The 13,225-nt window shown below is 64.4% G+C and carries 8 protein-coding genes and 1 tRNA gene; 3 read left to right on the top strand and 6 right to left on the bottom strand.

Annotated elements, in window-relative coordinates; translation table 11 throughout:
• Positions 1 to 184: 184 nt before the first annotated feature.
• Positions 185 to 1,270 carry a GNAT family N-acetyltransferase gene (locus tag ACWYRN_RS09205; protein WP_488692104.1) on the top strand — a complete coding sequence of 362 codons (1,086 nt, stop codon included), beginning with the start codon at positions 185 to 187 and terminating at the stop codon, positions 1,268 to 1,270.
• Between the two features lie 156 nt (positions 1,271 to 1,426).
• Here ACWYRN_RS09205 and ACWYRN_RS09200 read toward each other — a convergent pair.
• Positions 1,427 to 1,502: transfer RNA gene (locus tag ACWYRN_RS09200), tRNA-Arg, on the bottom strand.
• 217 nt (positions 1,503 to 1,719) lie between these two features.
• On the opposite strand from ACWYRN_RS09200, the gene ACWYRN_RS09195 reads away from it, so the two are divergent.
• Positions 1,720 to 2,664 (top strand): c-type cytochrome, encoded by a 945-nt coding sequence (locus tag ACWYRN_RS09195; RefSeq protein ID WP_488692103.1) that lies wholly within the window; start codon positions 1,720 to 1,722, stop codon positions 2,662 to 2,664.
• Between the two features lie 338 nt (positions 2,665 to 3,002).
• Complete coding sequence (locus ACWYRN_RS09190) at positions 3,003 to 5,507, top strand: RIFT barrel domain-containing protein (protein ID WP_488692102.1); 2,505 nt, start codon at positions 3,003 to 3,005, stop codon at positions 5,505 to 5,507.
• Positions 5,508 to 5,581: 74 nt separating this feature from the next.
• On the opposite strand, the gene ACWYRN_RS09185 is transcribed toward ACWYRN_RS09190, so the two are convergent.
• The 5 genes from ACWYRN_RS09185 to ACWYRN_RS09165 all read right to left on the bottom strand — a co-directional run bounded on the left by ACWYRN_RS09185 (position 5,582) and on the right by ACWYRN_RS09165 (position 13,057).
• On the bottom strand, positions 5,582 to 6,652 hold the full coding sequence (locus tag ACWYRN_RS09185; protein ID WP_488692101.1) for an acyltransferase family protein: 1,071 nt from the start codon (positions 6,650 to 6,652) through the stop codon (positions 5,582 to 5,584).
• 173 nt (positions 6,653 to 6,825) lie between these two features.
• Entirely contained in the window at positions 6,826 to 8,898 is a 2,073-nt protein-coding gene (locus tag ACWYRN_RS09180) for a M13 family metallopeptidase (protein ID WP_488692100.1), read from the bottom strand.
• A 140-nt stretch (positions 8,899 to 9,038) separates the two neighbouring features.
• A complete protein-coding gene (locus tag ACWYRN_RS09175; RefSeq protein WP_488692099.1) occupies positions 9,039 to 11,093 on the bottom strand; it encodes a M13 family metallopeptidase in 2,055 nt (684 codons plus the stop codon).
• Between the two features lie 99 nt (positions 11,094 to 11,192).
• Positions 11,193 to 12,290, bottom strand: a complete 1,098-nt coding sequence (gene opgC, locus ACWYRN_RS09170) for an OpgC domain-containing protein (protein ID WP_488692098.1) — start codon at positions 12,288 to 12,290, stop codon at positions 11,193 to 11,195.
• 191 nt (positions 12,291 to 12,481) lie between these two features.
• Positions 12,482 to 13,057 (bottom strand): hypothetical protein, encoded by a 576-nt coding sequence (locus tag ACWYRN_RS09165; protein ID WP_488692097.1) that lies wholly within the window; start codon positions 13,055 to 13,057, stop codon positions 12,482 to 12,484.
• Between the last annotated feature and the right edge of the window lie 168 nt (positions 13,058 to 13,225).

Raw genomic sequence — 13,225 nt, 5'->3', positions numbered from 1 at the left:
TTCGCTCGCCACAGGGACACAATGCAATATTAGCATTTTCTGATAAACAAGTTCCGTAAGAAAATGAATCGTGCGCAGGCCACACTTTTGCGCACCCAAACCGGGAAGAAGTTGTCAATCGTATACAATCTGGCGCGATCAATCATGCACCGCTAGAAACGCCCGGTGCGCACAGGAGCAGCGCTTGAACGACCTCGAATTCTCCTACCTCAGCCTCGACGCCCCTGGCAACGACGAGCTCGACGCCTTTGCCCGCGCCTGCCCGGACGGCAGCGCCTACCACCTGGCGGCCTGGCGCCGCGCGGTGGCCGATGCCTATGGCTATCCGGGCCAGGCCCTGGTGGCGCGCCGCGCCGGCAAGCTGCTTGGATTCCTGCCGCTGTCGGCGGTCAACCGCCCGCTGGGACGGCCGCGCTGGATCTCGCTGCCCTTCTGCGACCTGGGCGGCCCGCTGGCCGCGTCGCCGCAGGTGAGCGAGGCGCTGGCCGCGCGTGCGCGAATGGACATCGGCGGCGCCCGTGCCAACGGGCTGGAATTGCGCTGCTCGCATGACGACGCGCTCGACGAAGCGGCGCTGGCAGGCCGCAAGGTGCGCATGCTGCTCGGCCTGCCCGACAGCGCGGCGGCCCTGATGCAGAGCTATCCGCCGAAACTGCGCAGCCAGGTGCGCAAGGCGGAAAAGAACGGGCTGACCTCGGAGGTGGCGGAAGGCGCCTCGGCGGTGGCCGCGTTCTACGATGTCTACAGCCGCAACATGCGCCGCCTCGGCAGCCCGCCGCACAGCCGCGCCTGGTTCGACGCGATCCACCGCCACTACAGCGCGGCCGGCGACATGCTCATCGTCATCGTCCGCCACGAGGGCAAGGCGGTCGGCGCCGGCTGGGTGCTGCTGTGCGGCGACAAGGCCGTAATCCCCTGGGCCTCGACCCTGGCCGACTACAACCCGCTGGCGCCAAACATGCTGCTGTACTGGACGATCCAGTCCCAGCTGTGCGAGCGCGGCGTGCGCCAGTTCGATTTCGGGCGCTCGACCTATGGCGAGGGGACCTATAAATTCAAGAAGCAATGGGGGGCGCTGCCGGTGGCGCTCGACTGGCGCGAGTGGGATGGACAAGGCGTGGCCTTGCAGGCCGCGCCGATTGCCGTGCCGGGGGCCGGCGGAGGGATCAAGTCGAACTTGCGGCCGATGATCGAGAGTGCGTGGCAGAGGTTGCCGCTGGCGGTGACGAACAGCCTGGGGCCGCGCTTGAGGCGCTACATCACGCTGTAGGCAGCAGGCAAAGCAAGCGATTCTGGATCGACAATCTATTTATATAGTTAGCAAGGAAAGCAATGGCTGTCTGCAGATGCGGGCAGCCATTCGTCTTGATGCAAGCAGAGTACGGGGAAAGTGTCGCCGCAAGGGCAAAGGAAGAAATGCGTCAGGTGGTGCGGCTGGCTGGGATCGAACCAGCGACCCTTGGCTTCGGAGGCCAATACTCTATCCACTGAGCTACAGCCGCACGGGAAACTCCTGAGCGATGCGAAGGATACAGTCTTTCGCGCGTGGCGTCCACGGAAAGTGTCGCGCCGCGCCTTCTGCATATGCCATAGGGCATCTTTTGGGACTATAATCGCCCGTTGGCGGCCTTTGCAAAATGTCATGCAAGAAGCGTAAGCGCCGGACGGAACCAAGTTGCAAGTCTAGTGGCAGGTTTTTTTAATCGTATTAAGGAAATCATGAGCGACGCACACAATGAACAATCGTTTATCCGGACGCCCAAGCAGCTCATCGCGGTGGTCGCTGGCTTCTTCCTGGTAATCGTTATCGGCATCATCCTGCTGGTTTCCTTTGTCACCACCGACAAGCTCGAAGGCGCGGGCACCGAGAGCCTGGGCGAAGAAGCCGTGGCGGCGCGCCTGCGCCCGGTGGCCGAGGAAGGCTTCACCCTGGTCGACGCGAATGCCCCGAAAGTGCTGCAGGCCGGCGACGCCGTGTACACCGCCGTGTGCGCGGCCTGCCACAGTGCCGGCGTGGCCGGTGCGCCGAAGGTAGGGGCAGCGGGCGACTGGACCGCCCGCCTGGCCCAGGGCTACGACACCCTGGTGAAACACGCCATCGAAGGCATCCGCGCGATGCCGGCCAAGGGCGGCAACCCGGACCTGGACAACCTGGAAGTGGAACGCGCGGTGGTCTACATGGCCAACCAGAGCGGGGCCAAGTTCAAGGAGCCGGCCGCTCCCGCAGTCCAGGCGGCCGCACCGGCCGCCGCCGGTACGCCGGCCGAAGCCGCCGCTGCCCCGGCCGCCCAGAACGCCGCCACCGCCGCGCCAGTCGCCGGTACGCCATCGGTTGCGCCGGCAAGTGCGCCTGCGCCCGCCCCTGCTGCCACCCCGGCAGCCGCTCCCGCAGCAGCGCCGGCCGTCGCCAGCGCCGACACCGGCAAGACCCTCTACAACAGCGCCTGCGTGGCCTGCCACGGCGCCGGCATCGCCGGGGCGCCGAAGCTGGCCGACAAGGCAGCCTGGGCGCCGCGCATCCAGCAAGGCACGGCCGTGCTGTACGAGCACGCGATCAAGGGCTTCCAGGGCAAGACCGGCATGATGCCGCCGAAGGGCGGCGCCAGCGCGCCGGACGCCGACGTCAAGGCAGCCGTCGACTTCATGGTGGCTGCAGCGCGCTAATGGGAAGTATGCGATTGCCAGAGTGACAGCTGGTTACACGCGATCTGGCGCAAAGTCCAGCCAATCTGATTGAGCCAGATTAAAACTCTGGCATTGAAACCGCCTGAAAGGGCGGTTTTTTTATTCTGCTACTGCTGAAAAGGTCAATATAAATACACAGCAAAATCGCTTATAAACCGAATAATGGTCGTGAAAAAAGCGATAATTTTATGTTGTATTTGGGCGAAATTGTGAACAGGCAGCCTGATTTTGCTGTTCCGAATTTTTGCTTTGGCGTAACCTTCAGGAATTCCCAGAGGCAATAATTTGTGCCTCTCAGTAACTTCCTGAAGACTGCCATGACTCTCCCACTCCATACTCTTGCAATGCGAATTGCCGCAATCGCGGCATTCGGTAGCACCCTGGTAGCCTGCGGCGGCGGCGGCGGCGGCTCGGGCTCGAACACCAGCCTGGCCGGCACCTCGGCAAGCATTCCGGCACCCGCAGCGGTCGCCACGCCAGCGCCTGAAGCGGCCATCCCGGCCAGCAGCGCCGATCCTGAAGCGATCGAACTGACCGAAGAAAATACCGGCAGCAATGCCGCTCCCGAATCCGAACCGGCAGAGGTCGTGACCAATGTGCCGGCTATCCCGGCCCCGATCGGTACGGGTCCGGTTGCGACGGCTCCTGTCGCCACGGCGCCCGTGACGACCGCACCGGTCACCACCGTGCCGGTTACTACTGTCCCGGTTGCCGACGTGCCCGCCAGCGGCGCCACGACCGCCCCGATCTCGGGTTCGATCCCGGCCCCCATGCCGGCAGTCATCGCCCCGCTCGTTCCGGTCGCAACGCCGGCCCCTAGCTACGCCGTGTACGGCCCGGTCACCGACGTGCGCCTGCAAAACACCGGCGCCGCGGCCCAGGCGAATGCGCCGGTCACCTTCGGCCAGGTATTCGCCGCCGGCGACCTGCTGCGCAATGAAATGCTGGTCGGCCGCCTCGACAACGGCACCATGGTCCCGCTGCAGCTCGACGTCAAGGCCAGCCACCCGGACGGTTCGGTGCGCCATGCCGTGATCTCGGCCATCCTGCCTGGCCTGGCCGCCAGCGAAGCGCGCACCATGACGCTGCTGAAGACGAATGCGCCGGTGGCCCAGGCCGCGCCATCGCCGAAGACCCTGCTGTCGAACGGTTTCAGCGCCTCGGTGCATGCCACCATCAACGGCGTCGAGTATAAGGCTTCGGCTGACGACCTGATCAAGAGCGGCTGGAAATACAACACCTGGCTGTCGGGCGCCATCGCCAACGAATGGCAGGTCTCGGCGCCGCTGACCAGCGCCGCCGGCGTGGAACACCCGCACCTGAGCGCACGCTTCGCGATCCGCTGGTACGAGGGCATCAAAAGGGCGCGCGTCGACGTCACCCTGGAAAACAACTGGGCCTACGAGCCGAACCCGAGCAACATCACCTACGACGCGAAAGTCGTGGTGCGTGGCCAGGAAGTGTATAACGCGCCGGCCATGACGCACCTGCACCATAGCCGCTGGCGCAAGCTGTTCTGGTGGGGCGAGGCGCCGCAAGTGTACGTGCGCCACAACACTGCCTACCTGATCGCCAGCCGCGCCGTGCCGAACTACGACCAGACCGTGGTGACGTCGGAAGCGAACCTGAAGAGCCTGATGACCAAGTGGACCGGCAAGGCCATCGAGCCGATGGGCGTGGGCCTGGCCAACTCCTACATGCCGAGCACCGGCGGGCGTAACGACCTCGGCATCATGCCGGGCTGGGCCGCGACCTACCTGCTGAGCATGGACCCGCGCGCCAAGACCGTCACCCTGGGCACGGCCGACCTGGCCGGCAGCTGGTCGTCGCACTACCGCGACAAGAACACGGACCGTCCGGTCAGCCTGATCGACTATCCGTACATGACCATCCTGGGCCGTTCGACCGACACCAAGAACCCGGCGACCAAGCAGTACGAAGCCTTCCCGGCCTGCCCGAAATCGGTCTGCACCACGCCGAACAGCCACGATGCCTCGCACCAGCCTGGCTTTGCCTACCTGCCCTACCTGGTGACCGGCGACTATTACTACCTGGAAGAGCTGCAGTTCTGGGGCATGTACAACGTGTTCCAGTCGAACCCGGGCTACCGTTCGAACATCAAGGGCCTGCTGCACCGCGACCAGGTGCGCGCCCAGGCATGGAGCGTCCGTACGCTGGCCGAAGCGGCCTACATCACGCCGGACAGCGACCGCCTGAAGGAGCATTTCGCACGCATCCTGGAAAGCAACATGGAGTGGTACAACACCACCTATACCCGCAACGCCTCGGCCAACTTCTTCGGCGTGCTGGACATGGGTAGCGCGGTGATCTACAACAGCAAGCGCGGCATCGCACCGTGGCAGGACGACTTCTTCACCCAGGCCGTCGGCCACGCTGCGGAACTCGGCTTCACCAGCGCCAAGACCCTGATGAGCTGGAAAGGCAAGGCGCCGGTCCTGCGCATGACCGACCCGGCGATGTGCTGGATCGATGCCTCGCTGTACTCGATGGTCATCCGTGACACGGAAACCAGCCCGTTCTTCACCAGCATGGCGTCGTCCGTGACGGCCAGCCAGTCGGAAGGCTTCCGTGCCCTGGCCTGCGGCAGCGCGGCGATGGCGACCTTCCTCGGCCTGAAAGTGGGCGAGATGACCGGCTACTCCTCGAGCGTGACCGGCTACCCGTCGAACATGCAGCCGGCCCTGGCCTACGCCGCCGATGCGGGCTTGCCGAACGCGGCAGCCGCCTGGACCAGGTTCATGGCCCGTACCGTGAAGCCGAACTACGGCACCAGCCCGCAGTTCGCGATCGTGCCGCGCTGACCGCCGTCCTTCAGTAAAAACAAAAGCCCCGGCCGCCACAAGGCGCCGGGGCTTTTTTTCGTCCAGTTACCCTGTCATTCGGCCTTGGCCAGGCCCGGCGCCGCCAGCGGCGCACCGTCCGCGCCCGACCGGCGCGGCGGCGTCGTGGCGATCAGGACGCTGAAGGCGTTCGGCGCGATGCGCATCGCCAGCCGGTAGGCCACCACCAGCACGGCCGTGGTCAGCACCGGCGCCAGCAGCCAGTACACCGGATAAGGCACCGCTTTCGCCAGCGGCCGGTAGACGATCCAGGTGGCCATCAGCACCGGCGCGTGGGCGACGAACACGAAGAAGCTGTACTTGCTCATGCGCGCCAGCCAGGCGCCGAAGGCGGTGCTGCTCAGGAGGGCGGCCGCCGGCCAGATCAGGAAAGGGCCGGCCATGCGCAGGTAGTTGGTATTGGCCACGCGGAAGGCCACCACCGCCGCGCACAGGCCCACGAACAGCGCCAGGCAGGGCAGCGCGTAGCGGTCCAGCGCGCACAAATTCCAGCGCCGCACCGCGGCCAGGCCGCCGAGGTAGAACACCGGCGCCATCACGTCGCGCAGCAGGAAGCGTCCGTCGAAGTTGTTCATGAAGACCAGCAGCACCGCGCCCAGGCCCAGCCAGGGGCAGTGGCGCAGCATCCAGCCGAACAGCGGCGCAACCAGCATCAGCATGATCAGGTCGCGCAGGAAGTTAAGCGGATAGTTGATGGGCGAATCGAATACGCCGAAGGCGGCGTTGGCCCAGCCGCGCGGATTGTCGGGCACCATGTCGTCACCCAGGCTGACGTGCAGGCCATTTTCCAGCACGACGGCGACGCCCAGCAGCGTCAGGTTAAAGAACAGGAAGGGCACGACGATGGTGCGGAATTTTTTCAGCGCCAGCTTGCCCGGTTTCAGGTCGAGCATCGAGCGAAACAGCAGGTAGCCGGAGATGCAGGTCAGCACCGGCACCGTGGTGCGGAAGGCGGCATTCTGGAAGAAGGACTTGATCAGGTCGAAGGTGCCGCCCCCCACCTCCTTGATCGGCACGAAAGGCGGGGTGTGCAGGAGCACGACACCGAAAATCATCAGGAAGCGCAGCATCGATATGCGCTTGCGAACCTCGTCTTCATACTGCATCGCAGCATCCCTATTTATATTATTAAAAAATAGTAACGCAAGAGCGGGTTGAAGCGTCGCAGGTTTCAATCGTGTGCGTGCTTTGCTACAGAATGATGCGATGCAGAAATGAAAAAGCCGCCCGGCTTGCGCGGGGCGGCTTCGATCAGGCAAACAGCATTACCAGATACGCATTACCAGATGATCACGCGGTCCTTCGGCGCCAAGTACATCTTGTCGCCCTGCTTCACCTTGAAGGCTTCGTAGAAGCCCGGCTGGTTCTTCAGGGTGCCGTTGGCGCGGTACTGGCCCGGCGAGTGCGGGTCGGTCTTCACCTGGGCGATCTGCGCCGGTTCGCGCATCTTCGAACGCCACACTTGCGCCCAGCCCATGTACAAGCGCTGCTCGCCGGTGAAGCCGTTGATGACCGGCGCTTTTTTACCGTTCAGCGAGATCTGGTAGGCCTTGGCCGCAATCGCCAGACCCGAGTTGTCGGCGATGTTCTCGCCCAGGGTCAGTTCGCCGTTCACGTGGTAGCCAGGCAGCGGCTCGAAGGCGTTGTACTGCTCGACCAGCATCTTGGTCTTGGCCTTGAAGTTCTTGTGGTCCGACGGGCTCCACCAGTCGCGCAGGTTGCCGTCGCCGTCGTACTGGGCGCCCTGGTCGTCGAAGCCGTGGCTGATCTCGTGGCCGATGACGGCGCCGATGCCGCCGTAGTTGACCGCGTCGTCCGCATTCGCATCGAAGAACGGCGGCTGCAGGATCGCGGCCGGGAACACGATTTCGTTCATCTCCGGGTTGTAGTACGCGTTGATGGTCTGCGGCGTCATGCCCCACTCTTCGCGGTCGATCGGTTTGCCCAATTTGTTGAGCTCGCGGTCGGCCTCGACCACGCGCGAACGCATCACGTTGCCGACCAGGTCGTCACGCTTGACCACCAGCGCCGAGTAGTCCTTCCACTTGTTCGGGTAGCCGATCTTCGGGGTGAACTTGGCCAGCTTGGCTTGCGCTTCCTTCTTGGTGGCCGGGCTCATCCAGTCGAGCTTGTCGATGCTCTGCTTGTAGGCGACCAGCAGGTTCTTGACCAGGGTCTCCATGCGCGCCTTGCGCTCGGCCGGGAAGTGCTCGGCCACGTACAGCTTGCCGACGGCTTCGCCCTGGGCACGCTCGACCACGCCGACGCCACGCTTCCAGCGCGGTTCGATCTGGGTCACGCCCGACAGGGTCTTGCCGTAGAAGTCGAAGCGCTGGTCGACAAAGGCCTTCGACAGGTAGCTGCTGTAGCTGTCGACCAGGTGCATCGCCAGGTAGGCTTTCCAGGTGTCGAGCGAGGTCTTGTTCGACAGCTCGGCGAAGCCCTTCAGGTAGGTCGGCTGGCTGACGATCACGTAATCGGTCTTGCCGGTGATGCCGGCCGTTTGCAGCCAGGTGGCCCAGTCGTAGTTCGGGGCGATCTTGGCCATGTCGGCCAGGTTGACCTTGTTGTAGGCCTTGATCGGGTCGCGCAGCTCGACCTTGGTCCACTGCACCTTGGCCAGCTCGGTCTCGAAGTCGACGATGGCTTTCGCATTCGCGGCGGCGTTCTTGTCGCCGGCCAGCGTCAGGGTCTTCTCGATGTGGGTCAGGTACTTGGCTTTTACGTCCGCCAGTTTCGCGTCGTCGGTTTTCAGGTAGTAGTCGCGGTCGGGCATGCCCAGGCCGCCCTGGTAGATGTCGGCCACGTACTTGGTCGAATCCTTGTTGTCCTGGTGGATGCCGAAGTCGAACGGCACGTTGACGCCGATCTTGCCCAGGCGCGCCAGCACGGCCGGCAGCTCGGACTTGTCCTTGATGGCGGCGATCTTGCCCAGTTCGCTACTCAAAGGGGTCACGCCCAGCTGCTCGAGGCGCGCTTCGTCCATGAAGCTGGCCCAGAAGTCGCCGATGCGCTGGGCATCGGTGCCGGCGGCCGGGTTACCGGCGGACGCTTTCTCGATGATGCCGCGGATCTGCGGCAGGGTGTTCTCGCGCAGTTCCATGAACGAGCCCCAGCTCGACTTGTCGGCCGGGATCTCGACGTTCTTCAGCCACTTGCCGTTCAGGTATTCGAAGAAGTCGTCCTGCGGACGCACGCTCGATTCGATGTATTCGGTGGCGATGCCGGCCGACAGGACCGGGGCCTTTGCAGTCTTGGAAGAAGTAACTGCGGCAGCGGCTGCGCCGGATTCGGCCTGTGCGAAACCGGCGATCAGTGCCAGCGTCAGGGCGCTCAGCATGTGCTTTTTCATGTGTCTCTCCACTGTTTTGAATAATGTCTCTTGAATGAAATGCGGCCAGCGCCTTGCGAGCGCCGGCCGCATTTTTCCATTGCGTCAGATATGCATACGTCCCGTAGATTCAGGCGTTCTGCACGATCAGACCGATGACTTTACCAGATCGAGACGCGATCTTTCGGTGCCAGGTACATTTTGTCGCCTTCCTTCACACCGAAGGCTTCGTAGAAGGCCGGGTGGTTCATCACGGTGCCGTTGGCGCGGAACTGGCCCGGCGAGTGCGGGTCGGTCTTCACTTGCACGATCTGCTGGGCTTCGCGCATCTTCGAGCGCCATACCTGGCCGAAGCCCATGAAGAAGCGCTGGTCGCCGGTGAGACCGTCGATGACAGGCGCAGGTTTGCCCTTCAGCGAGATCTTGTAGGCTTTGTAGGCAATCGCCAGGCCCGAGTTGTCGCCGATGTTCTCGCCCAGGGTCAGTTCGCCGTTGACGTTATAGCCAGGCAGCGGGCTGTAGCTGTTGTACTGCTTGACCAGCATGTCGGTGCGCTTTTTAAAGGCGTCCAGGTCTTCCTTGGTCCACCAGTTGCGCAGGTTGCCTTCGCCGTCGGACTGGCTGCCCTTGTCGTCGAAGCCGTGGCCGATCTCGTGGCCGATCACGGCGCCGATGGCGCCATAGTTGACGGCGTCGTCGGCGCGCATGTCGAAGAACGGCGGCTGCAGGATCGCGGCCGGGAACACGATCTCGTTCATCGAGCTGCTGTAGTAGGCGTTCACCGTCTGCGGCGTCATGCCCCACTCTTCGCGGTCGATCGGCTGGCCCAGCTTGGTGATGTTGCGGTTGTAGCCGAATTCCGAAGCACGCTTGACGTTGCCGATCAGGTCATCGCTACGGATGGCGAGCTTCGAGTAGTCGCGCCACTTGTTCGGGTAGCCGACCTTCGGCACGAATTTCGCCAGCTTGGCCTGGGCTTCGACCTTGGTGGCCGGGGTCATCCAGTCGAGGTTGTCGATGCTTTCCTTGTAGGCGGCGGTGACGTTCTTCACCAGCTCTTCCATGCGCGCCTTGCGCTCGGCCGGGAAGTATTTTTCCACGTACAGCTTGCCGGCGGCTTCGCCCAGCGCGCCTTCGACCAGCGACACGCCCGACTTCCAGCGCGGACGGTTCTCGGTGACGCCGGTCAGGACGGTGCCGTAGAAGGCGAAGTTGGCGTCGACGAATGCCTTCGACAGGTAAGGCGAGTATTCGCGCAGCAGCTGCCATTCGAAGTAGGACTTCAGGGTCGCCAGGTCGGTCTTGGCCAGCACCGCGTTGAAGCCGGTCAGGTAGCTCGGCTGGGCGACGATGATGTAGTCGATCTTGTTGCCGATGCCGGAAGCATTGAGGGCGGCGTTCCAGTCGTAGCCCGGGGTCAGCTTGGCCAGTTCGGCCAGGCTCATCTTGTTGTAGCGCTTGACCGGGTCGCGGTTCTCGACCTTGGTCCACTGCACTTGCGCCAGTTCGGTCTCGAAGGCGACGATGGCCTTGGCTTGCGCCGCGGCGTTCTTCTCGCCGGCCAGGGTCAGGATCTGGGCGACGTGCGCTTCGTACTTGGCACGGGTATCGGCCATGCGCTTGTCGTCGAGTTTCAGGTAGTAGTCGCGGTCCGGCATACCCAGGCCGCTCTGGCCGATGTAGGTGGCGTACTTGGTGGAGGCGCGCGCATCCTGGCCGACGCGGATGCCGTACGGGGTCGACACGCCGATCTTCGACAGGTGGGCCACCAGCTCCGGCACGGCCTTTTTATCCTTCAGGCCGCGGATGCGCTGCAGCTCGCTCGAGAGCGGCTTCACGCCCAGGGTTTCGAGCCTGGCTTCGTCCATGAAGCTGGCGTACAGGTCGCCGATCTTCTGGGCGTCGGTGCCGGCCTTCTTGCCCTGGTCTTTCTGGGCCGCTTCGATGATTTCGCGCAGGTGGGCCTGGGCGTCGTCGCGCAGCTGCATGAAGGTGCCCCAGCTGGCCTTGTCGGCCGGGATCTCGGTCGACTTCAGCCATTTGCCGTTCAGGTGGGTGAAGAAGTCGTCCTGCGGGCGCACCGAGTTGTCGATGTACTGGGTGTCGATCCCGGAGATCGGCGCGGATGCCTGGGCGCTGGTCGGGGTGGCGTCGCCGGCGTGGGCGAACGCGGCCAGCACGGACAGGGTCAGGGTGCTCAGAAGGGTACGTTTCAAGATGGTCCTCAATCTACAAAAAGAACGGCGCGGGGCCGGGAGTCACTACACAGTACAAACGCGATAAAAAATGGAGGCAAACGCCGCTGACGCCAGGCGTCATGGAGGCGGCCCCGGCTGGGCCAGGACGGCGCGCGCAGGCCGGCCGCCATCGCGGCGCCTGAGCACCTCGCGGTGCAGCAGCGCGGGCAGGGTCAGGCTGGCGGCGACCAGCAGGTCGAAGCCAAGGTTCGCCACGGTGCCATGCTGCCGCGACAACGCGATGGCGACCGGCGCCAGCAGGTACACGATGACCAGGTGGAAGGCGAACACCTGCAGCGAATGGCTGCCGATGAAGCTGAACCAGGGCAGCCCATGTTCGCGGCGGATCAGGCGCAACAGGCCCAGCAGCAGGGTCAGCTGGGCGATGACGTTCGCAAACCGGAAGAAGCCGAGGTCGGTCTTGTCGAAGTACACCTGCGTCATGCGCGGCAGGTCGATCAGTCCATGGCGCGCCAGCAGGCAGAAGCCGACGATGCCGGCGGCAATCGCCATCGAGGCCTTGCTCGGCAGGAGGTCGGTGCGCCGCTGGTGCTTGTGGGCGAAGCCGAGGTACAGCCCGGTGGCCCACAGCAGCTGCCAGCTGAGCAGGTTGAAGAAGCCGGCGCGCTCGCTGATGCCGGAGGCTTCGGCAATGGCCGGCCCCGGATCGAACAGCTGCCCGGCCATCCATAGCGCCACGCTGCCCGCCAGGACCAGCGCGCTGCGCCCGCGGTGCATGGCAAACAGCAGCACCGGCGTGAGCAGGGCGAAGACGATGTACATCGGCAGGATGTCGAAATACTTGGGCTGGTGTACCAGCAGCATGGTGCCCGCTACCGACTCCATCAGCGAGGCGTCGTCGACGAAGGTATGCCCGAAATAGCGGTCGTAGGCCGGTACCGCCAGCATCACGCCGAGCAGGAGGATGAAGGAAAGGAGGTGGTACTTGTAGATCTTGCGCGCGCGCCGGGCGGCGCCTTGCAGCATGGCCGCGAACGAGGACTGGGCGACGCGCGTGGTGATGGCAAAGGTATAGGCCGACAGCAGGATGAAGCCTTCCGCGGCCGAAACGAAGCCGAATGGCTCACGCGTCGCCATCACGCCCAGGTGGTTGAGCGTCATGATGACCAGCAGGATACCGCGCAGCGTGTCGAGCCGGTTATCGCGTTTGCTCATGTTCTTCTTGTATGCTTGTTCAGTACGTATTCCGTCGGTCGGTGCTTCCGTCCTTGCGCGCCATCGCCTTGCGATGGCCGGGCAGCGGATTGCACTCTATTATCTCCAAAACATTCTAGCAGCGCTCTACGCCACGAACGTGGCTGCCGCTGCCTTTGTTACGTTTCGATACACGGCATGGCGCCGCGCCTTCAGAAACCGGCCGGGGCTCCGCCGGCGCCGCCCATGCCGCCGCCCATGCCGCCGCCCGGCCGCCCGCGTCCGCCGCCAGGGCCACCCTCGCGGCCGCCGTCACGTCCACCTTCGCGGCCGCCCTCCCCGCGCGGAGGCGCGGCGTCGCGCACCCGTTCGAGCTGGTCGGCCAGGAAGCGCAGCACCACGGCGCGCTGGCGGTCGTCGAGGGCGTCGTTCAGCAGCAGCCATTGCGCGCGCAGGGCCTTGTCTTCCTGCTCGCTGGCCTGCGCTTCGGCGTCGGCCGCCGTGCCCAGCTCGCGCAGTTCGGCGCCCGGATTCCTGGCCAGCGCCGCGGCCTGCGCCTGCAGGCGCTCGCGCCGCCCTTGCCGTTCGCGCAGCAGGGCGCGGGTGCGCTGTTCGCTTTGCTGCCACAGCAGCTGCTGGTTGGCGTTCAGCGCCAGCGCCTTGCGCAGCTCCGGCGCCATCGCCAGCAGGTCGTCGGCGCGCAGGTCCATCAGGGGCGACGCCGTGGCGGCGCCGGCGTGCAGGATCAGGGCCAGGGCGGCGGCGCGTGCAAAAAATGTCAGGTTCATAAAGGCTCTGGACAAAAAAAAGCCCATGGATGGGCCACGGGCAAAATCCACTGTTGGGGTGTGGAGAGAGAAAAACTGCAATTGACTATAGGACCACGACCGAGCCGGCGCGTCGACTCTTACAATTGCTTACCGGACGCAAAGACGGCTTTACAATCGGCTTGACAA

It is taken from the genome of Massilia sp. BAP21 (assembly GCF_057801335.1).
The sequence above is the reverse complement of the archived record's forward strand: the minus strand, read 5'-3'. Positions and strand labels throughout refer to the sequence as shown.